Origin of the sequence: Paenibacillus glucanolyticus NBRC 15330, from assembly GCF_004000885.1 — a bacterium.
GTDB lineage: Bacteria > Bacillota > Bacilli > Paenibacillales > Paenibacillaceae > Paenibacillus_AQ > Paenibacillus_AQ glucanolyticus.
Genome location: NZ_BIMC01000020.1, coordinates 84627 through 106044, shown reverse-complemented (window position 1 = coordinate 106044; position 21418 = coordinate 84627). Strand labels below are relative to the sequence as shown.

The window sequence follows — 21418 nt, the reverse complement described above, 5'->3', positions numbered from 1 at the left end:
AGGCTGTTAATATGAGCTCATCATCAATACAAACCAGCAATATTACCGACTTGAAACTGGCACCGGAAGGCCATCTGAAAATTGATTGGGTGCAGGCGCATATGCCGGTACTGAACCGGGTGCGCGAGCAGTTCGAACAAGAACAGCCATTCAAAGGCTTGAAAGTGGCCATTTCCTTGCATCTGGAAGCGAAGACAGCTTACCTGGCAAAGGTCATTCAGGCTGGCGGAGCTGAAGTGACCATTACCGGCAGTAATCCGTTGTCTACGCAAGACGATGTATGCGCCGCGCTGGTAGAAGACGGAATTACGGTGTTTGCCAAGTATAATCCGGATCCGGCAGAGTATAAGCAGCACCTCATTTCAACTCTGGAGACAAGACCGGATTTGATCATTGATGATGGCGGGGATCTCGTAACAATACTCCACTCGGAGCGCACGGATCTGCTTGAAGGAATCCGGGGTGGTGCCGAAGAGACAACAACAGGAATCCTGCGACTGAAGTCGCTTGAGAAAGAAGGCTCTCTGAAATTCCCGATGGTCGCTGTAAATGATGCGTATTGCAAATACTTATTTGATAACCGGTACGGAACCGGACAATCGGTATGGGACGGAATCAACCGGACAACAAATCTGGTTGTTGCAGGCAAAACCGTCGTCGTTGTAGGGTATGGCTGGTGCGGCAAGGGCGTGGCTATGCGCGCTAAAGGTCTTGGCGCCAACGTCATTGTGACCGAGATTGATCCTATTAAGGCAGTTGAGGCTTACATGGATGGCTTCCACGTTATGCCGATGCGTGAAGCAGCGAAGCTGGGAGATTTCTTCGTCACGGTGACAGGCAACCGGGATGTAATCAGCGGGGAAGATTTCGATGTCATGAAAGACGGAGCGATCCTGTCGAATGCCGGTCATTTTGATGTAGAAGTCAATAAGCCGGACCTCACGGAACGTTCCAAGTCGGTTCGTACGGTTCGACGCAATATCGAGGAATATCATCTGAACGATGGCCGCAAGATTTATCTGCTTGCAGAAGGCCGCCTTGTGAATCTTGCGGCAGGAGACGGGCATCCCGCAGAAATCATGGATATGACGTTTGCGCTTCAGGCGTTGTCGCTTAAACATGTGAATGATCAATACCAGCGTATCGGTAACCGTGTCGTTAATGTTCCATACGAATTGGATCAACAGGTTGCATTATATAAACTGGAAAGTCTAGGTATCCAAATTGACAGCCTGAGCGATGAGCAGAAATCCTACTTGGACAGCTGGGCTCAGCACTAATACCGCAGCAGCTTTAGATCATTTGCAAACCTCCTTTTATTCCCAATGAGGAATGAAAGGAGGTTTTTTGCGCGGTGGTTCTGAGAGAAAGTTCCAAAAAAACAAATGCATCTTTGAAGGAATTTGATTCTTGACGCCGAATCTATTATCCTAAAGTGGTGGAAAGTGGTGCAAAGTGGGGAATCGGGGTTAAGGAGTGGAATGCCTGATGTTCATGGGGGAGTTTCAGCATAGCATCGACGATAAGGGGAGAATCATTATCCCTGCTAAATTTCGTGACCTCCTGGGCAATTCATTTATCGTAACCCGCGGTTTGGATAACTGCCTCTTTGTATACCCCCGAGATGAATGGGCCATCATGGAGCAGAAGCTCAAGTCCCTGCCGCTCATGAAGTCGGATGCACGCGCATTTACCCGGTTTTTTTTCTCCGGGGCGACGGAATGTGAATGGGATAAACAGGGAAGGGTAAATTTGCCGGGCAATTTGCGCGAGTTCGCCAAGCTCGAGAAAGAATGCGTCGTCATCGGCGTATCGAGCCGAGTGGAGATCTGGAGCAAGGAGCAGTGGCAAAATTACTATCAGCAGTCGGAGGAAACATTTAACGACATTGCTGAGAAGCTGGTAGACTTTGATTTTGATCTATGACCGGCATGTGAAACTTTGTAAATGGACAAGTATTATTTAAAAATCATGAATGAGAAACAATGGAGGGCTGCAGCTTTGTTCCATCACATCACAGTGCTTAAGCAAGAAGCGACAGAAGGGCTGCGCATCAAACCAGACGGTATATATGTTGACTATACGCTCGGGGGAGCAGGGCACAGCTCGCTCATCGCTTCCCAACTAAGTTCGAATGGCCGGTTAATCGCACTGGATCAGGACGACTGGGCATTGAACAATGCCAGGGAAGTCATGAAGCCTTACGTGGACCGGATTACCCTTGTCAAAACTAACTTTCGCGATCTGGAGGAGGTGCTCCGAAGCGAAGTGGGAGTTGACGAGAACGGGCAGCCACAAGTTGACGGTATACTGTTCGATTTGGGCGTATCTTCTCCGCAATTCGATGAGGGGGAGAGAGGGTTTAGTTATAATCATGACGCCCCGCTGGACATGCGGATGGATCAATCCGCTGAGCTTACGGCAGCCAAGATTGTAAACGAATGGCCGGAACAGGAAATCGCACGAATATTGTACGAATACGGCGAAGAGAAATTTTCAAGGCGAATTGCGAAGGTTATTGTGGAAAGAAGGGTACAGGGTCCTATTCACACAACCGGAGAGCTTGTCGAAATGATAAAGGAAGGGATTCCAGCCGCAGCTCGGAGAACGGGCGGCCACCCAGCTAAACGCAGCTTTCAAGCGTTTCGCATTGCGGTAAATGATGAGCTCGGTGCATTCAAAGACGCGCTTCACCAAGCCGTGAGATGTCTTGCACCAGGTGGTAGAGTCTCCGTCATTACTTTCCACTCGCTCGAAGATCGGATATGCAAACAAATATTCAACAGTTACATTCCCAAGTGCACATGCCCTCCTGATTTTCCGATGTGTGTATGCGGAGGCGGCCAAGGTGACCTGAAGCTGGTTAACCGTAAACCGCTCATCCCCTCAGCGGAAGAGATTGAGAGTAATCCAAGAGCACGATCGGCGAAGCTGCGGATTGCGGAGAAACTGTAGAACGTAAAATCCCTGAAGAAGGAGAATCAGCCATGGCTTACACGCGCGGCAATTTAGCCGTACAGGAGAGACAGAAGGAAACGCAGCAGCAGTCCGCTTATCTCGAGAAGACGAAAGTCATTAAACGTCGTTCCCAGCTTCCCCAAAAAGAAAAGCTGCTGTATTTGTTGTCCGTGGTGTTCGTGGTTATTGTCATGGGCGTCATCGGCATGAGCCATGTTCATTCTTATGATTTGAACCGGCAGATTCATGATACGGACAATAAGATAGTAGAAGCGAAACGGAATATCAATCAGCTTCAGGTTGAGAAGCAGACACTGGAGACGCAAGTATTGGAGAAGGCCAAAGAGCTTGGTTATGTGCCTATTGAGGATGACAACGCGATCCATCTATCACCCGTCTCGGGATCAACCGGGACACAGGATTCAGACTCGGGACAAAATGATTGAAGTGTGAGGTTTTGACCGATGATAAAAAAAATTAAACTGCGTACTGTGCTAATAGGGGGATGTATAACCCTCTTTTTTGCTTTATTGATTGGTCGGGTGTTTTGGCTGCAGGTCATTGACAACGATTTTTGGAAGGAACAAGCCGTGTCGAAATGGTCGCGCAAACAGGATCTTCCCGCAACGCGCGGGACGATTATGGATCGGGACGGCGATATCATGGCCATGGATGCCCCTGCGTTTACGGTTGTTCTGAACCCGGCCGTCATTCAAGCTAACGGCTTGGAGAACGAGGTGGTAAAGGGGCTGCATGAAATACTCGGCAAGGATGAGGATGAGCTCCGTAAACTGGTCAAGGCCAAAAATGAAAAAGGTGAGTACCTCCAGGGCCGGGAAGTCCGCAATGAAGGATGGAAAATCGACCAGGAGAAGATGGAAGAGGTTAAAGAATTTAGTGATGGCTTGAACCAAAAATTAAAGGCTGCCGGTAAAGTGGCGGATTCGGGCATCGGCTTTCAAAGAGAGTCAAAACGCTATTATCCCCAGAAGACATTGGCTGCGCATATCCTGGGATATACCGAGCGTCAGGGTAAGGCTGTCGGGGGTATTGAGCAATACTATGATGAGGATCTGAAGGGAACCGACGGATTCGCTGCGTACAAGAGCGATAAGAAAGGGATCAAGCTCCCGAGCGAGGATGAGTTATACCAGCCTGCGATAAATGGGAAAAATTTAGTACTGACGATGGACGATACAATCCAGTATTATATCGAGGAAGCGATGCGCGAGACGTATAACCAGTATAAACCAATCAGTATGACGGTGATCGCGGCGGATCCGAACACGATGGAAATACTGGGAATGGCCAATATGCCAACTTTTGATCCCAATACATATTCGGAATGGAATCAAAAGAATTTTAATAATCATGCTGTGCGTTCAAGATATGAGCCGGGATCGACCTTCAAGATTGTAACGCTGGCCAGTGCCGTGCAGGAGAAGCTGTTTAACCCGGGTGCCATTTATCAATCTGGATCCATAAGAGCGGGGGGAAGAACCCACCGCGACATTAACAGCGTAGGGTGGGGTCCAATCACCTACTTGGAAGGCGTGAAGAAGTCGAGTAACGTCGCTTTTGTAAAATTGGGCTACGAAATGCTCGGTAAGGAGCGATTTACGAACTATATTCGGGATTTCGGGTTTACGGAGAAAACGAATATCGATCTCCCGCATGAAGTTTTGGGTACCTTGAATATGACTTATGATTCCGATATTTCAACCATGACCTACGGTTATGCCGTATCTGTAACGCCTATTCAACAGATTGCGGCCATTTCGGCCGTTGCCAATGGAGGCAAGCTCATGGTCCCTCATATGGTGAAGGAGATCGAAGATCCCAACACGGGCAAGGTTCAGAAAATTGAGCCGGAAGTTGTTCGGCAGGTCATCACTCCTGAGGCAGCCCGTGAAACTGGGAAATATCTTGAACAGGTTGTTGCCGATCAAGATATCGGGACCGGATGGAGGGCTTATATTGACGGTTATCGTGTTGCGGGAAAAACCGGTACCGCTATTAAATCCAGTGATGGATATAAAGATCGTTCCAAACAAGTTGTCTCATTTATAGGATACGCTCCGGTCGAGAATCCGAAAATTGCCGTGCTGGTCATCATTGACGAACCAAACGTGGAAAAGGGCGGCGGCGCACTGGCAGCACCTATATTTAAAGAGATTGTCTCCAAGACATTGACCTATTGGGGCGTTCCCAAATCGAACAGTACTCCGGATAAAGAAAAATCGAATCCGGGAACGGCTCCGAAGGATTTCCCTGAAGCACCAGACTTTACGGGGATGAAGCTCAGCGAAGCAAAAGCCAAACTTCTAGAGGATGGAGTGGCGTTTGAGACTTTGGGTAATGGAAGCACGGTGAAGGAGCAATATCCGCCTCCAAAAGCTACCATTAGTGCAGGACAGCGTATTTATCTTCTAACAGAGGATAGTCCGACGATGGAAATTCCGAATTTAGAGGGCGAATCGCTAAGGGATGCAATGGAAGTGCTCACACTGATGAAAGTAAAGGTTAACGTTCAGGGCGAGGGCTACGTTGCTTCCCAATTGGAAGCCAAAGAGAATGGTCAGCGAATCGTGCAATTAACACTTAAATCCGCGGAGGAATTGTTAACAGGAACCGATACCCCGGAGGATGAAGCTGAGCCTCCTGCGGATAACGAAGCCGGAGCAACCGGCGAAGGTGAAACTGAAGGCAAGGCAGATGGGGAATAGCTTGTTCTAACCCAAGGTTGTCCCGAATACTCATGTGAAGAACGCATTTCATGAGCTTTCGGGTTCAAACGGGGAGGGAAGCTTAGGTGAAAGTATCCAAGGTATCTCAGCGGAGACGGCTGCTCTGGAGCCTGCTGCTGCTGCTCCTGCTATTCTCTGCACTGATCATCAGACTAGCCTATGTGCAGATCGGGAAAGGTGCGGAGCTGTCGGCGAAGGCGGAGGATCTGTGGCGCCGTGATATTCCGTTTGCGGCACAGCGTGGCGAAATACTGGACCGTAATGGGACCGCACTGGTTACGAATATAACAACACCGACCATTTGGGCGATTCCTGTACAAGTCAAGGATCCGGACCATACAGCCAAAACATTGGCAGGACTTATTGGCATGAATGAAGCCGATATCAAGAAGATTATTACCAAACGTTCGAGGTTGGAACGGATAAATCCCGGTGGACGAAAAATTACGATGGAGCTGGCTCAGGAAATTCGTGATTTGAAGCTGCCGGGTATCGTTGTTGCTGAGGATAACAAGCGCTATTACCCCTATGGCGATCTGGCCGCCCATATATTAGGATTTACGGGGGCCTACAGCCAGGGACTTACCGGACTTGAGGCCAAACATGAAGACAAGCTGAAAGGGTTCGATGGCGGAATATCCTATCTGTCCGATGCAGGCGGCAGAATCATGCCCGGCTCTTCGGAAAAATACGTGGAGCCTCGTGACGGACTGAATTTAGAGTTAACGATTGATAAATCGATTCAGTCCATCATGGAGCGGGAGCTGGATCAGGCCATGGTGAAGTATCAGGCCAATGGAGCCTGGTCAATTGCCATGAATCCCAAGACAGGAGAGATATTGGCGATGGCTAGCAGGCCGGGATACTCACCTGCCAGCTACCAGGATTTCTCGGCCGAGACTTATAATCGCAACTTACCGATCTGGATGACCTATGAGCCGGGCTCGACGTTCAAGATTATTACACTTGCTGCTGCGCTCGAAGAGGACAAGGTGGATCTGAAGAACGATCACTTTTTCGACGGTGGTGCCGTGGAGGTTGGAGGAGCGAGACTGCGCTGCTGGAAAAAAGGCGGTCATGGCAGCCAAACCTTCATGGAGGTTGTGCAGAACTCCTGTAACCCGGGCTTTGTGGCATTGGGCCAGAAACTGGGTAAGGAAAGTCTGTTCCAGTATATCCGCGATTTTGGCTTTGGAGCGAAGACGGGCATTGATTTGAACGGAGAAGAGAACGGAATCCTGTTCAAGCTTGATAAAGTCGGGCCTGTTGAGCTGGCCACAACGGCGTTTGGCCAAGGGGTATCGGTTACACCGATTCAACAGGTCGCGGCAGTATCCGCTGCCATTAACGGCGGTAAATTGTTCAAGCCGCACGTAGCCAAGGCGTGGATCAATCCGGAGACGGGGGAGACGGTTGAGGAAATCGAGCCGGAGCTCGTCCGACAAGTAATCTCGGAAGAAACATCCAAGCAGGTGCGCGAGGCGCTGGAAAGCGTCGTAGCCAAGGGAACCGGTCGCCCGGCTTTCATCGACGGCTATCGAGTCGGCGGGAAGACAGGAACCGCCCAGAAGGTCATTAATGGACGCTACTCGTCAACGGAGCATATCGTATCCTTTATCGGGTTTGCACCTGCGGACGACCCTGAGATCGTGGTCTACACAGCCGTTGACAACCCGAAGGGCATTCAGTTCGGTGGCGTCGTGGCTGCTCCCATCGTGCAGAACATTCTGGAGGATGCACTGCACTACATGAATGTTCCGCCGCGTAAAGATCAGCTTGCCCGCGAGTACAAATACGGCGAGACACCAACGGTGACCGTGCCGAACCTGGTCGGGGCGACGGTTCAGGATTTGTATGAGGATCTGAATATGAATTTCATGCTGGCTAGGTCCGGGACCGGCAATACGGTCATTTCCCAGGCGCCAAAGCCGGGAAGCCGGGTGGAGCGAGGCTCTACCATTCGGATTTATATGGGTGAAGACCCCGAGGAATCGAAACACGAACATTAATGGCATCATCCAGCCGGCAAGCGGGTCGGATGATGCAGATATATAGAGAGAGGGATAACAATGAAATTGAAGCAATTATCATCCGTGTTGGCTGCTGCTGTGATCGATGGATCCGGAGATGTTGAAATTACGGGGATTGAAACAGACTCCAGACAAGTGAAGCCGGGGGATTTGTTCATTTGTTTGCCGGGTCATACGGTAGATGGACATCTGTTTGCTGCCCAGGCCGCGGAGAAAGGCGCAGCCGCACTCGTCGTTGAGCGTAAGCTCGAGGTTGATCTTCCGCAGGTTATCGTAAAAGACAGCCGGTTTGCGATGGCAGGCTTGGCTAACACCTTTTTCGATCAGCCGAGCGCCCGCATGAAGATGATCGGTGTAACCGGAACGAACGGCAAGACCACTACAACGTATTTGATTGAGACGATCATGAACGACCACGGCCTGAAGACCGGACTGATCGGAACGATTCAGATGAAATACGGCAATCAGTCTTTCCCGATGCCGAGAACGACACCGGAGGCACTGGAGCTTCAGCGTTACTTAAACGACATGGCTAACGCAGGCACCGAGTGCTGTGTGATGGAGGTATCCTCGCATGCACTTGAGCAGGGCCGGGTGAAGGGGACGGATTTCCGGACCGCCATATTCACGAATCTGACGCAGGATCATCTGGACTATCACCACACCATGGAAGAGTACCGCGGAGCGAAAGGGTTATTTTTCTCCCGGCTGGGCAACGCTTTTGCCAAGGATGAAAAATCGCGCAAATATGCAGTATTGAATGCGGATGATGATGCTTCCGCTTATTTTGCGAAGATTACCGCTGCCGAAGTAATTACTTACGGTTTGGGAGAAGATGCGGATGTGCGGGCCAGCAACATATCGATCACTGCTCAAGGCACCTCGTTCCATGTGGACACATTCCGTGGCAGCGCAGATATTTCGATTCGCATGGTAGGGAAGTTCAATGTATATAACGCGATGGCAGCCATCGCTGCAGCGCTTCTCGAGGGCGTGCCGCTTGAGGACATCAAGAGCAGCCTGGAGTCCGTTCCCGGAGTGGATGGACGCGTGGAGGTTGTGGATGAGGGCCAGCCGTACGCTGTAATCGTGGATTATGCGCATACGCCGGACGGTCTCGAAAACGTGCTTCGTACCGTTAATGAATTCGCGGAAGGCCGTGTGCTCACGGTATTCGGCTGCGGTGGTGACCGGGATCGAACCAAGCGTCCGATCATGGGCAAAATTGCCGCGAAATATAGCGATGTTGTATTGGTGACTTCCGATAACCCGCGTACCGAGGACCCGGATTTGATTCTGAAGGATATCGAAGCCGGCTTGATTGAGGACGGAGTGGCAGCAGAAAGCTACAATCTCATTGTTGATCGCAGGAAGGCGATTGAAAAGGCTATTGAAATGGCAAGCCCGGGCGATGTAGTATTGATTGCGGGGAAAGGTCATGAGACCTACCAGCTGATTGCGGGCGAAGTGCTTGATTTTGACGACCGCATCGTAGCCAAAGACGCGATAAGGGGCAGACAAAAGTGATCCATAAATCATTAAAGAGCATCGCCGACCTGTGCGGCGGCACGCTCTCACGTAACCAAGATGCCAACATCATCATTAAAGGAGTCGGTACTGACTCCCGAACCATACAGCCCGGCAATCTGTTTGTTCCGATTGTGGGCGAGAAGTTTGACGGACACGAGTTCGCCGAAAGCGTGCTTGCAAGCGGAGCGGGCGCGGCGTTCTGGCAGCGGGATCATCAGCCTGTTCCCGATCTGCCGCTCATTCTCGTTGAGGATACATTGACGGCGCTTCAATCGCTGGCTGCGGCGTATTTATCGGAGACCAGTGCGAAGGTAGTCGGAATTACCGGCAGCAATGGTAAAACCACGGTTAAGGACATGGTGTCTGCGCTGCTAGAGACCACGTATAAAGTGCACAAGACACAAGGCAATTACAACAACCATATCGGACTTCCGCTGACCGTACTGGCCATGAAAGAAGATACCGACATCATCGTGCTTGAGATGGGTATGAGTGGACGGCATGAGATCGAACTGCTCTCGACCATAGCACGCCCGGATATGACCGTGATTACCAATATTGGCGAAGCCCATATGCTGCAGCTCGGTTCCCGGGAAGAAATCGCTCGCGCCAAGCTGGAGATCATCAGCGGCATGAAGCCAGGCGGATTGCTGATCTACCATGGAGACGAACCGTTGATCGATCAGGTGCTTGCGGAAGAGTCTACGGTGAAGCCGGAGGGGTTGAACACCTTTACGTTTGGGAATCAGGAGACTAACGACGATTACCCAACTGGATTGATGTTTCATGCCAGAGGCATCATCTTCACGTCGAACCGACATGCAGGAGAAGGCTTCAGCCTGCCGCTTCTCGGGCGTCACAACGTGGTTAACGCGCTCGCGGCGATGGCGGTTGCCGCTCATTTGGGCATCGGCGATGAAGCCATTCGCAGCGGGTTTGCCAATTTGAAGCTGTCCAGCATGCGGATTGAAGCGGTGGAGACCCCGTTTGGGGTTACTGTGCTGAACGATGCCTATAATTCAAGTCCGACGGCGGTCAAGGCGGCTGTGGATGTGCTGGGCGATATGAAAGGCTATCGCAAACGGATCGCCGTTCTCGGGGACATGCTGGAACTTGGTCAGCGGGAAGAGGAGTTCCATGCGGAGATAGGAGACTATTTATCTCCGGACAATGCGGATCTTGTGTTTACCTACGGGCCGCTGTCGGTTCATACGGCGGAGAGAGCAAAGCTGCGCTTCCCTGATGGGGCCGTGCTTTCCTTCACCGATAAAGAGAAGCTGATTGCATCTGTGCTTGAGCACGTATCCGAGAAGGATATCGTATTAGTGAAAGCCTCGCGCGGGATGAGGCTGGAGCACGTGGTCGATGCTTTGAAGGCCCTGCCTGGCGGCAACAACGGAGTGAGGGGGTGAGCTGATGGACTTTCAACTGCTGTTACTGACGATCGGTGTAGCGTTTATACTTGCGGTAATTTCGGCTCCGCTTCTCATTCCGCTGCTGCGGCGGATGAAGTTCGGCCAGCAGGTCCGGGACGACGGACCACAGAGCCACTTGAAAAAAGCGGGGACGCCAACGATGGGCGGCGTAGTCATCCTGCTTGCTTTTACGCTGACTTATATTAAATTCTCGCCTGTCGATACGGATTTCTACGTGCTGATCGTAGCGACACTCGGCTTCGGGTTGATCGGATTTCTTGACGATTATATTAAGATCGTATTTCGCAGATCATTAGGACTCACGGCCCGGCAGAAGCTGTTTGGACAGCTTCTGTTTTCCGGTATTATGTGCTGGCTGCTGATCTCCAATGGACATAGCACTGCTATCAGTGTGCCGGGCATCGACTGGTCCTTTGACTGGGGACCTTGGTTCTACTATCCGTTTATCGTCATCATGATGCTTGCCATCAGCAATGCCGTCAACTTCACGGACGGATTGGACGGTCTGCTGTCCGGTGTCAGTGCGATTGCTTTTGGAGCCTATGCGATTGTAGCCATCCAGTCGACCTCGTTTGCAGCGGCATTCTGCGCGGCGGCGATGATCGGTGCGGTGCTGGGCTTCCTCGTCTTTAACGCACACCCCGCAAAGGTGTTTATGGGAGATACGGGATCTCTGGGAATCGGAGGGGCTATTGGTGCGATTGCCATCGTAACCAAGAGCGAGCTGCTATTCCTGATTGTCGGCGGGGTATTCGTCATAGAGATGCTGTCGGTCGTGCTTCAGGTTGCCTCATTCAAAACCAGAGGCAAGCGTATATTCAAAATGAGCCCGATCCATCACCATTACGAATTGTCCGGATGGTCGGAGTGGCGCGTAGTCATTACATTTTGGGCCGTGGGACTGATACTTGCGGGACTTGGACTTTATATCAACAAGGGGTTGTAACATATGAAGCAGCTAGATGATTATCGGGATAAAAAAGTCGTTGTGCTGGGTTTGGCCAGAAGCGGAGTGCAGGTAGCTAAGGTACTGCATCAGGCCGGAGCCTCTGTCATCGTTAACGATAGAAAGGAAAGAGAACAGTGTCCTGAAGCTTCGGAGCTCGAGGCTTTGGGTATTTCTGTTATTTGTGGTGGACATCCCGATGACCTGATTGATCCCGGTGTGGCGCTTCTTGTCAAAAATCCCGGGATTCCGTATTCCGTCCCTCCTGTCCGGAAGGCGCTTGAGCTGGAGATACCGATTGTGACAGAAGTCGAGGTGGCCTATCACCTGTGTGAAGCGCCGATCATAGGGATCACGGGCTCCAATGGCAAGACAACGACAACAACTTGGGTGGGCAAGCTGCTGGAGAGCGCAGGACTGTCACCGATTGTAGCCGGAAATATCGGCACGCCTCTGTCCGAGGCAGCTGCGGAAGCAACTCCGGACAACTGGATGGTTGTAGAGCTGAGTAGTTTTCAATTAAAAGGAACAGAGGAGTTCCGGCCGCGCATTGCTTGTCTTCTCAACATTGCGGAGACACATCTGGATTACCATGGCGGAATGGACGATTATATCTCCTCCAAGGCCAGGCTGTTTGCCAATCAGACTGCGGATGATACCGCTGTGCTCAATTGGGATGATCCCGTGTGCAGAAATCTTGTCCCGTATATCAAGGCGCGCATTATTCCTTTCTCGATGACTGAGAGCCTTCGCGAAGGGGTTTACCTTTCGACGCCGTATGCTCCGGGTTCGCAGGATTCGGATGAAGATGAGGGTGATGTAGGGCGCACCATTATTTATACAGACGGTGAAGGTTTTACGCATGAGATCATCCGTGTGGAGAACATCGGACTGCCTGGGAGATTCAATGTGGATAATGCCTTAGCTGCTTGTGCGATCGCCATTGCGGCCGGAGTTGCGCCTGATCAGTTGGAAGGTGCTTTGTCCAGCTTCCGCAGTGTCGAGCACCGTCTTGAATTTGTTGCCGAGCTTCAGGGCATTTCCTATTACAACAACTCCAAGGCAACCAACTCCAAAGCAACGAATATGGCTCTGACTTCTTTCAAAGAACCTATCATATTGATTGCAGGCGGGCTTGATCGGGGTTCGGATTACGAGGATTTGGTTCCTTCCATGCAAGGAAGGGTGAAAGCTGTCGTACTGATTGGCGAAACGAAGGAGAAAATCGCGAATGCTGCAGCCAAAGCGGGATTAAAGGACATCATACTCGTCGATAATGGGAAGGACGCCGCCGCAACCTTGACCTCGGCTGTCCGGAAAGCTTCTGAACTTGCGGAGAGCGGAGACATTGTTCTTCTATCTCCCGCATGTGCGAGCTGGGACATGTTTCCTTCCTTTGAGGTACGAGGAAGCATTTTTAAAGAGGCGGTGCATAACCTTTAAGTAGGGGGGTGGATAAGCCCCTACTAAGGATGTACGAGGTGGCCTTTCCATGAACAAGAACCGCCAGGCGCCCGATCTGTGGCTGCTTATCTGTATTTTGGCCCTGCTGGCCATCGGAATCGTCATGGTATACAGCGCGGGCTCCGTGCTCGCTTTTCATGACTATGGCGATAAATTTTATTTTGTGAAGCGTCAGCTGTTTTTTGCCTGTCTGGGCCTTGCTGCGATGTATTTCACATCCAAGATTGACTTCCGGGTCTGGAAGAAGTATAGCAAGCTTGCGCTTCTGGCCTGCTTTTTCCTCCTTGTTATCGTTCTTATTCCGGGTGTCGGCGTTGTGCGCGGCGGGGCCAGAAGCTGGCTTGGCATCAGCTCATTTGGCATTCAGCCCTCTGAATTTATGAAACTCGGTATGATTCTGTTTCTATCGCGCTGGCTCAGTAAACAGGACTACGATATTACGTCGTTTACGAAGGGACTTCTGCCGCCCCTTGGTTTGATTGGACTGGCATTTGGACTGATTATGCTGCAGCCGGATCTGGGGACAGGAGCCGTCATGCTGGGGGCTGCGATGATGATCGTATTCACCGCAGGGGCACGGATGAAGCATCTGGGCTTCCTTGCTTTAGGCGGAATAGCAGGCTTCATAGGCTTGATTCTGGCAGCTCCGTACCGGCTGAAGCGGATTACCGGGTTTCTGGATCCTTGGTCTGACCCGCTTGGTGCAGGCTATCAGATTATTCAATCTCTTTATGCGATTGGGCCGGGCGGTCTTGGTGGACTCGGTCTTGGCATGAGCCGTCAGAAGTACGCTTATGTGCCTGAGCCGCAGACTGACTTTATATTCTCGATCCTGGCTGAAGAACTCGGGTTTATTGGCGGCCTCATCGTACTGCTCTTGTTTGCTGCCTTGGTGTGGCGGGGCATGAGAGTGGCCATGACCGTACCGGATAGCTTTGGCAGCCTGCTGGCTGTAGGGATCGTAGGCATGGTCGCCATCCAGGTCGTGATCAATATCGGTGTGGTTATCGGCTTGATGCCGGTGACAGGAATTACGCTGCCGCTCATCAGTTACGGGGGCAGTTCACTGACACTGATGCTGACGGCCCTTGGCATTCTATTAAATATTTCCCGTTATGCGAGGTGAAGGGTATGCGTGTCGTATTGACCGGCGGCGGAACGGGGGGACATATTTACCCCGCCGTTGCCATAGCAAGACAATGTGAGAAGGAAGATCCGAAGACGGAGTTTTTATATATTGGAGGCCAGCGCGGCCTCGAAAGCAAACTGGTGCCCCAAGAGAAGCTGCCATTTGAGAGCATTGACATCACCGGGTTCCGGCGCAAGCTGTCGTTTGATAACGTCAAAACGATTATGCGTTTCTTCAAAGGCGTGAAGCGATCCAAGGCATTGCTGAGAGAGTTCAAGCCCGATGTCGTGATCGGTACAGGCGGATATGTATGCGGTCCGGTGGTTTATGCAGCCGCCAAGCTCGGCATACCGACCATGATTCATGAGCAGAATGCGATACCGGGGCTAACCAACCAGTTCCTCAGCCGTTATGCGGACACGGTCGCGGTCAGCTTTGAAGGTTCGGAATCCTCTTTTCCTAAAGCCAAAAGAACGGTTTATACAGGGAATCCACGCGCGACAACGGTATTAACCGCCAATCGTGAACGTGGATTTGCTACGCTTGGCATCCCGATGGAAGCCCAAGTCGTTCTTATCGTTGGAGGAAGTCGTGGGGCCAAGGCGATCAATAACGCCATGATTGGCATGGCGCCGTTTCTTCATAAGCTGCCTGGCGTGCATTTTGTGTTCGTAACAGGGGATACGTATTTCGAGAATACGCGGGAATCCATTTTAGCGCAGCTCGGCACGATGCCTAATCATCTTCATATCATGCCTTACATTCATAATATGCCGGAAGTGCTTGCGGCCACTTCGCTGATCGTGAATCGTGCCGGGGCATCGTTCCTGGCTGAGATCACGTCGCTTGGTATTCCATCTGTACTTATACCTTCTCCAAACGTTACCAACAACCATCAGGAGGCGAATGCAAGGCAGTTGGAAGAAGCGGGCGCATCCAGCATGATACTTGAAAAGGATTTAACGGCAGAAACGCTGTTTGGAAAGCTTGAGGGGATTATGACCAGTCGCTCGACCAGAGAGACGATGTCGGCCGCTTCGAAAAAGCTTGGCAAACCGGATTCGGCTGCCGTTATGGTCGAAGAAATCCGCCGGTTAACCGGCAAACGCTAAAACGGCTGGGCGATTGTCACACACCTATGGAGCCTGACATAAGATACTCTATAATCGTGACACACCCATGAGGCCGGCATTACTGACAGCGGCCATCTCCTTCGTTAAGCTTAAGCTGAAGGAATGGCCTTTTGGTTTTGAAAGTCAAGGGAGGTTTATTTAAAATGCAGCAGTGGAAATCGCTACTATCTGAAGCCAATGTCGGAGCCGTGTTATGGAATGAACCGCTGGCAAAATATACGACGTGGAAAATAGGCGGACCAGCCGATTGCCTGATTATTCCTGAGAACAAGGAACAGCTCAAGGAACTGGTCACTCTTCTCCATGCCCATCGTATTCATTGGACGCAACTCGGGCGCGGTTCAAACATGTTAGTTGCCGATAAAGGCATTAGGGGAGCGGTCATCAAGCTGGGCCAGGGATTTGAGGAGCTTCATTTTGACGGAGAGACAGTAACTGCAGGCGGTAGTCTGTCTTTTGTCAAACTCAGTGTTCTGGCCGGAAAACAAGGATTAGCCGGTCTTGAGTTTGCCGGAGGTATTCCTGGGTCAGTTGGAGGTGCCGTTTACATGAATGCAGGCGCCCATGGGTCTGATGTGTCACGCATATTCAAGTCCGCTGACATTGTACTGGAAACAGGGGAATTGGTTACGTATGCTGCGAAAGATATGGCGTTTGATTACCGACACTCCATTCTGCATGAAAGAAAAGGGATTGTGACTGAAGCGGTATTTGGGCTCCGTCAAGGAGACCGCAAAGAAATTTCAGCTGTTATGGCCTCTTACAAGGACCGTCGCCGGCGTACACAGCCGCTCCAATCCGCAACGGCAGGCAGTGTATTCCGCAACCCGCCTGGCGACCATGCCGCAAGGTTGATTGAGGCTGCTGGCCTCAAGGGCCTGCGGATCGGGGGCGCAGAAGTTTCTTTACAGCATGCCAATTTCATTGAGAACACCGGTCAAGCGACAGCAGAGGACGTGCTCGCTTTGATGGAACGCATCAAGGAAACCATCTCAGAGAAGAACGGAATTCATATGGTGCCTGAGGTGTACGTTCTGGGCGAGCGGTAAACTCGGAGGTGATACATTGGACAAATTGGTGATTGAGGGTGGAAGGCCCCTATCAGGAACCATACGTATCCATGGAGCAAAAAATGCAGCTTTACCTATTCTAGCAGCAAGTCTTCTTGCAGAAGGGACTGTAAGATTAAGCAATGTCCCGCATCTGCTGGATATTGAAGTGATGCTAAGCATTCTTGGGCGTCTTGGCTCCAAATGCAAGCATGAGCTGGAGACGGTTACCGTGGATACCTCGTCTGCCAATTCGTTTCATGTCCCGGAAGATTTAATGAAGCAGATGCGATCCTCCATCTTTTTGATGGGACCTCTGCTGGCCCGTTTTGGTGAAGTGACGATCTATCAGCCCGGGGGCTGTGCGATCGGGGAACGCAAGATCGACCTCCACCTTCAGGGATTGCAGGCACTGGGTGCGGAAATCGAGGAGAGCAACGATAAAATCCATTGCAGAGCAAGCCGATTGATCGGAACGGATATTCATCTGGATTTTGCCAGCGTAGGGGCAACGGAGAATATCATGATGGCAGCAGCAACGGCACTTGGCACAACGGTGCTCACCAATGCAGCCAGAGAGCCTGAAATTCAAGACCTTCAGCATTTCCTGAACAAGATGGGGGCCAACATTATCGGTGCCGGAACGGATACGATTACGATCCACGGCGTGGAGCGTCTTACGCCTTGCGAGTATGAGATCATACCGGATCGGATCGTAGCGGGAACCGTTATGATTGCAGCCGCCGTCACCCGGGGAAGTGTTACGCTTACAAAGACCAATCCCTCTCATTTAACTTCTCTTATACATGTGCTGAAGCGCGCCGGTGTTCAAACCAGTGTATGCAATGATATAATAAACATAAGCTGTATGAGCCGTCCCAAAGCTGTTGAACGAATTGTGACTTCGCCTTATCCTTCTTTCCCGACCGATTTGCAGTCCCAGGTCATGGTCTTGTTGTCCTTGGCCGATGGATTTAGTGTTATGAAAGAAACGGTATTTGAGGGACGGTTCAAACATGTGGAGGAACTCTCCCGCATGGGAGCTGACATCTCCACGGATCTGAACTATGCGTTTATACGCGGTGTTCAGAGGATTTACGGAGCCACTGTGGAGGCAACCGATCTTCGGGCTGGAGCGGCGCTCGTCATTGCCGGTTTGGCCGCGCAGGGAACGACCGTGGTGGAGCAAGTTCACCATATTGATCGCGGTTATGATCGTATTGAAAACATGTTCCAAGGTTTAGGTGCACAGATCTATCGTCAGTCTCCTGTGCCCAAACCGCTTGATTTAGCCAATTGAGGTCCTGAGCATCCCCTCCAGAGGAGGGGATAACAGGTCTTTATGGAGAGAGTGGATATGTCCAAGACACATATGCCTGTCCTTAAGCAGGACAAGCCCAAACCGAAAACAGCCAGGAAAATTATATGGATTCTCTTGCTGCTGTTTGCAGCGCTGCTGACGATCCTCTTTTTCCGATCGCCGGTCAGCCAAGTTACCGAGATTCATTTTACAGGCAATACGTTTAATACCAATGAGCAGCTTACTAAGCAAAGCGGACTTCGCATAGGAGACCAATATTTCAGCGTAGAGCCTAAAGATGTGCAGGAACGCCTCGTGGGTCTGGGAACCATCAAGTCGGCTAAAGTGGTCAAGAGCTTTCCGGGTGAGGTACGAATCGCGGTTACGGAGCATCCTACGGTCGCCTATGAGCTGTCGGAGAACGGAGAACTTCAAGCGATTCTGGCCAGCGGTACTTCCGTTCCTGTTACAGCGAGCGGTATCGCCGTGGAGAAGCCGATCCTGACCAAGTGGGATCCATCGGACCCGAACAAGGCTATGTTAAGTGAAGTGCTTGCGGAGATTCCCAATAGTTTGACCTCGGACATCTCGGAAATCATGCCTTCACCGACGGTCTCCTTCCCGGACCGGATCAAGTTGTACACACGTTCCAAATTCGAAGTCATCACTACGGTTTCCCTGCTTCGGGATAAAGTAGAGTACCTGAGTCAGGTTACCGAAATGGAGCGGCCGGGTGTGATTACGATGCTGGAAGCAGACGCTTATGTACCGTTTGAACAAGAAGTTACAGAAGAGTCAGAGGAAGGGCAATAACCCCCTACTCAGGAATAGGAATAAATGGTACAATTGAAAGTATTGACAACTTGTTTCGGTTCTTCTTTTTTGAATGACTTTTACGGCCTGTTATAGCAAATGTTGGCAGTAAAAAAAATGTTGAAAAAAGAGGGAAAGACCTGCGAGTGTGGAATAAGTAGAAATGTATTCTTTATTATCAAATTAATTTGCTAAAAACAGGAGGTGCCAGGGCTTGAGCAACAATGACATCATTGTTAGTTTGGACATCGGTACATCCAAAGTTCGTGCTATTATTGGGGAAGTTAATAATGGAACCTTTAATATTATTGGAGTTGGATCTGCCGACTCGGAGGGAATTCGCAAGGGTGCAATTGTAGATATCGACCAGACCGTACAATCCATTCGCAGCGCTGTAGATCATGCGGAGCGTATGGTCGGTATTCAAATATCCGAAGTATATGTCGGCATTTCCGGAAATCATATCGGACTTCAATCCAGCCATGGAGTTGTGGCAGTATCGAACGAGGATCGAGAAATTGGCGAAGAGGACATCGACCGCGTGCTGAAGGCAGCGGAGGTCGTGGCGCTTCCACCTGATCGTGAAATTATCGATGTGGTTGCTAAACAGTTTGTAGTTGACGGTTTGGAAGGAATCTCAGATCCGCGAGGAATGATCGGCGTGAGGCTTGAGGTAGAAGCGACGATTATTACTGGCGCCAAAACGGCAATACATAATCTGTTACGATGCGTGGAGAAATCAGGCCTGAAAGTGAAGGATCTGGTGTTAATTCCGCTTGGTGCCGGACAACTCGCCTTGTCGAAGGATGAGAAAACGATGGGTTCGGTACTGGTGGACGTCGGAGCAGGCTCAACCACGTTGGCTGTGTTTGAGGGAGGCAGCATTGCCGCAACCTCGACGCTTCCGGTTGGTGGCGATTTTGTTACGAATGATGTTGCATATGGACTGCGAACTCTGACGGATCAAGCAGAGAAGGTGAAATTGAAGTATGGATGCGCACTGATTGAGAGTGCTGCGCCCGAAGTAACTTTTAAAGTGACGAGAATTGGAAGCAATGTGGACAAGGAGTTCACTCAAGAAGATCTGGCAGCTATCATAGAACCTCGTATTCAGGAAATCTTCCAATTGGTACGCCAAGAAATTAAACGCTTGGGTTACAGTGAGCTTCCTGGTGGTTATATACTTACTGGGGGCACTATGTCCATGCCTGGTGTGCTGCAGGTGGCACAAAATGAGCTGGCGACTTCCGTACGGATTGCTGTTCCCGATTTTATCGGTGTTCGTGATCCGGGATACTGCAGCGGAGTCGGCATCCTCCATAATGCAATCCGGAATGTACGTGTACGCAATACAGGAGGAAGCAACAACAGCAGCGGAAACAGCAAGAAACCGGTGAACCGCGCGAAGCAGCAAAATCCTGTCGCAGCAACTCAGGAGACCAGCCAGAAGCCGGGATTTATTGAACGCCTGAAAAAGATGTTCAGCGAGTTTATATAGCGGATTCATTCGACAGTGGACGTGCCATCCACGCACATTGAGGGGGAGATGGATTAGATGTTGGAATTCGATTTTGAAATGGATAGCTTGGCTCAAATAAAAGTAATCGGAGTAGGTGGCGGCGGAAGCAACGCTGTTAACCGAATGATTGAGAACGGTGTGCAGGGTGTTGAATTTATAACGGTAAATACGGATGCTCAGGCACTTCATCTTGCTAAATCCGAACACAAATTGCAAATCGGGGATAAGTTGACTCGCGGCCTTGGGGCTGGCGCTAATCCTGATGTCGGCAAGAAGGCCGCCGAAGAATCCCGTGATTTGATTATGAACACCCTGAAGGGTGCGGATATGGTATTCGTTACAGCTGGTATGGGCGGCGGAACCGGAACAGGCGCAGCTCCTGTCATTGCTGAAATTGCTAAGGAGTGCGGGGCATTAACGGTTGGGGTTGTCACTCGTCCGTTTACGTTCGAAGGACGCAAGCGTGCTTCCCAAGCGGAGCTTGGCATTGAAGCATTGAAAGAGAAAGTGGACACACTCATCGTCATTCCGAATGATCGCTTGCTGGAGATCGTGGATAAGAAGACACCGATGCTGGAAGCGTTCCGAGAAGCTGATAACGTATTGCGTCAGGCCGTTCAGGGCATTTCTGATCTGATCCAAGTACCGGGTCTGATCAACCTTGACTTCGCCGACGTGAAGACCATCATGACAGAACGCGGATCCGCGCTGATGGGTATTGGACTGGCTACCGGTGAGAACCGTGCCTCTGAAGCTGCCCGCAAGGCAATTATGAGCCCGCTGCTTGAGACCTCTATTGAGGGAGCACGCGGTGTTATCATGAATATTACAGGGGGAGCCAATCTCTCCCTGTATGAAGTAAATGAAGCGGCCGAGATCGTAACCTCAGCTTCCGATCCGGAAGTGAACATGATCTTCGGTGCGATTATCGAGGAAAGCATGAAGGAAGAAATCAAGGTAACGGTGATCGCTACCGGCTTTGAGAGCAAACCTTCACCGATCCCTCCTGGACGTCGCCCTGCAATGCCTCAAGGGGAACAACAACAACAGCAGCAGGCAACGGACAAGAGCAATGTGAATCTGAAGCCGTTTGGCAATCAGAACGGCAATGATCAGCTCGATATTCCTACATTCCTTCGCAATCGTTCCCGTAATAATGATTAATTCGAATAAGCCTGTGCTTCGTCATCCTGATGAAGACAGGCTTATTTTTTTATCTTTCTCCACAGCCTTGCCATACCACATCCCATCGATAAGAGAGTAAGAAGTAAATAGTGCTGATGCTGTCACACTTTCACGAATAAAGGTTCAGGTACTCAAACGCTGCGTAACATATGGATATTCCCCAGGTTTTTTCCCAAGAT

The 21418-nt window shown here is 50.8% G+C and carries 17 protein-coding genes; all 17 read left to right on the top strand.

From position 1 onward, the window contains the following. The first annotated feature begins 11 nt into the window (after positions 1-11). The 17 genes from PGL02S_RS23005 to ftsZ all read left to right on the top strand — a co-directional run bounded on the left by PGL02S_RS23005 (position 12) and on the right by ftsZ (position 21218). Complete coding sequence (locus tag PGL02S_RS23005) at positions 12-1280, top strand: adenosylhomocysteinase (protein ID WP_036637874.1); 1269 nt, start codon at positions 12-14, stop codon at positions 1278-1280. 208 nt (positions 1281-1488) lie between these two features. After that, positions 1489-1926, top strand: coding sequence for a division/cell wall cluster transcriptional repressor MraZ (mraZ, locus tag PGL02S_RS23000; RefSeq protein ID WP_006209069.1), 438 nt, complete (start codon positions 1489-1491; stop codon positions 1924-1926). A 75-nt stretch (positions 1927-2001) separates the two neighbouring features. Continuing rightward, a complete protein-coding gene (gene rsmH / locus PGL02S_RS22995; protein WP_063455994.1) occupies positions 2002-2955 on the top strand; it encodes a 16S rRNA (cytosine(1402)-N(4))-methyltransferase RsmH in 954 nt (317 codons plus the stop codon). 32 nt (positions 2956-2987) lie between these two features. Beyond that, on the top strand, positions 2988-3404 hold the full coding sequence (locus PGL02S_RS22990) for a cell division protein FtsL (RefSeq protein WP_036637879.1): 417 nt from the start codon (positions 2988-2990) through the stop codon (positions 3402-3404). Between the two features lie 84 nt (positions 3405-3488). Further along, positions 3489-5684, top strand: coding sequence for a penicillin-binding transpeptidase domain-containing protein (locus PGL02S_RS22985; protein WP_244892248.1), 2196 nt, complete (start codon positions 3489-3491; stop codon positions 5682-5684). A gap of 86 nt (positions 5685-5770) precedes the next feature. Further along, complete coding sequence (locus PGL02S_RS22980) at positions 5771-7714, top strand: stage V sporulation protein D (protein WP_006209072.1); 1944 nt, start codon at positions 5771-5773, stop codon at positions 7712-7714. Positions 7715-7774: 60 nt separating this feature from the next. Continuing rightward, positions 7775-9262, top strand: a complete 1488-nt coding sequence (locus PGL02S_RS22975) for a UDP-N-acetylmuramoyl-L-alanyl-D-glutamate--2,6-diaminopimelate ligase (protein ID WP_006209073.1) — start codon at positions 7775-7777, stop codon at positions 9260-9262. Beyond that, positions 9259-10677 carry a UDP-N-acetylmuramoyl-tripeptide--D-alanyl-D-alanine ligase gene (locus PGL02S_RS22970; protein ID WP_036637885.1) on the top strand — a complete coding sequence of 473 codons (1419 nt, stop codon included), beginning with the start codon at positions 9259-9261 and terminating at the stop codon, positions 10675-10677. Before PGL02S_RS22975 ends, PGL02S_RS22970 begins: the two co-directional genes overlap by 4 nt. Positions 10678-10681: 4 nt before the next feature. Beyond that, the gene (gene mraY / locus PGL02S_RS22965; RefSeq protein WP_006209075.1) at positions 10682-11647 is read left to right on the top strand and encodes a phospho-N-acetylmuramoyl-pentapeptide-transferase; all 966 of its coding nucleotides are present in this window, start codon (positions 10682-10684) and stop codon (positions 11645-11647) included. A 3-nt stretch (positions 11648-11650) separates the two neighbouring features. After that, on the top strand, positions 11651-13090 hold the full coding sequence (murD, locus tag PGL02S_RS22960; protein WP_036637888.1) for a UDP-N-acetylmuramoyl-L-alanine--D-glutamate ligase: 1440 nt from the start codon (positions 11651-11653) through the stop codon (positions 13088-13090). A 49-nt stretch (positions 13091-13139) separates the two neighbouring features. Continuing rightward, complete coding sequence (gene spoVE / locus PGL02S_RS22955; protein ID WP_006209077.1) at positions 13140-14237, top strand: stage V sporulation protein E; 1098 nt, start codon at positions 13140-13142, stop codon at positions 14235-14237. 5 nt (positions 14238-14242) lie between these two features. Further along, a complete protein-coding gene (gene murG / locus PGL02S_RS22950) occupies positions 14243-15352 on the top strand; it encodes an undecaprenyldiphospho-muramoylpentapeptide beta-N-acetylglucosaminyltransferase (RefSeq protein ID WP_036637890.1) in 1110 nt (369 codons plus the stop codon). A gap of 164 nt (positions 15353-15516) precedes the next feature. After that, positions 15517-16422 (top strand): UDP-N-acetylmuramate dehydrogenase, encoded by a 906-nt coding sequence (gene murB, locus PGL02S_RS22945; RefSeq protein ID WP_006209080.1) that lies wholly within the window; start codon positions 15517-15519, stop codon positions 16420-16422. A gap of 16 nt (positions 16423-16438) precedes the next feature. Continuing rightward, a complete protein-coding gene (gene murA, locus PGL02S_RS22940) occupies positions 16439-17722 on the top strand; it encodes a UDP-N-acetylglucosamine 1-carboxyvinyltransferase (protein WP_036637893.1) in 1284 nt (427 codons plus the stop codon). Between the two features lie 57 nt (positions 17723-17779). Further along, positions 17780-18535: a cell division protein FtsQ/DivIB gene (locus tag PGL02S_RS22935; protein ID WP_036638015.1), complete on the top strand. Its 756-nt coding sequence runs from the start codon at positions 17780-17782 to the stop codon at positions 18533-18535. Between the two features lie 214 nt (positions 18536-18749). Continuing rightward, a complete protein-coding gene (ftsA, locus tag PGL02S_RS22930; protein ID WP_036637895.1) occupies positions 18750-20033 on the top strand; it encodes a cell division protein FtsA in 1284 nt (427 codons plus the stop codon). A 57-nt stretch (positions 20034-20090) separates the two neighbouring features. Then, positions 20091-21218, top strand: a complete 1128-nt coding sequence (gene ftsZ / locus PGL02S_RS22925) for a cell division protein FtsZ (RefSeq protein WP_006209084.1) — start codon at positions 20091-20093, stop codon at positions 21216-21218. Positions 21219-21418: the final 200 nt, after the last annotated feature.

Excerpts from the sequence above, each read along its gene's own strand:
- PGL02S_RS23005 (WP_036637874.1), top strand. The coding sequence starts at position 12 with ATGAGCTCATCATCAATACAAACCAGCAATATTACCGACTTGAAACTG.
- mraZ (WP_006209069.1), top strand. The coding sequence starts at position 1,489 with ATGTTCATGGGGGAGTTTCAGCATAGCATCGACGATAAGGGGAGAATC.
- PGL02S_RS22990 (WP_036637879.1), top strand. The coding sequence starts at position 2,988 with ATGGCTTACACGCGCGGCAATTTAGCCGTACAGGAGAGACAGAAGGAA.
- PGL02S_RS22975 (WP_006209073.1), top strand. The coding sequence starts at position 7,775 with ATGAAATTGAAGCAATTATCATCCGTGTTGGCTGCTGCTGTGATCGAT.
- mraY (WP_006209075.1), top strand. The coding sequence starts at position 10,682 with ATGGACTTTCAACTGCTGTTACTGACGATCGGTGTAGCGTTTATACTT.
- murD (WP_036637888.1), top strand. The coding sequence starts at position 11,651 with ATGAAGCAGCTAGATGATTATCGGGATAAAAAAGTCGTTGTGCTGGGT.
- spoVE (WP_006209077.1), top strand. The coding sequence starts at position 13,140 with ATGAACAAGAACCGCCAGGCGCCCGATCTGTGGCTGCTTATCTGTATT.
- murG (WP_036637890.1), top strand. The coding sequence starts at position 14,243 with ATGCGTGTCGTATTGACCGGCGGCGGAACGGGGGGACATATTTACCCC.
- murB (WP_006209080.1), top strand. The coding sequence starts at position 15,517 with ATGCAGCAGTGGAAATCGCTACTATCTGAAGCCAATGTCGGAGCCGTG.
- PGL02S_RS22935 (WP_036638015.1), top strand. The coding sequence starts at position 17,780 with ATGTCCAAGACACATATGCCTGTCCTTAAGCAGGACAAGCCCAAACCG.
- ftsZ (WP_006209084.1), top strand. The coding sequence starts at position 20,091 with ATGTTGGAATTCGATTTTGAAATGGATAGCTTGGCTCAAATAAAAGTA.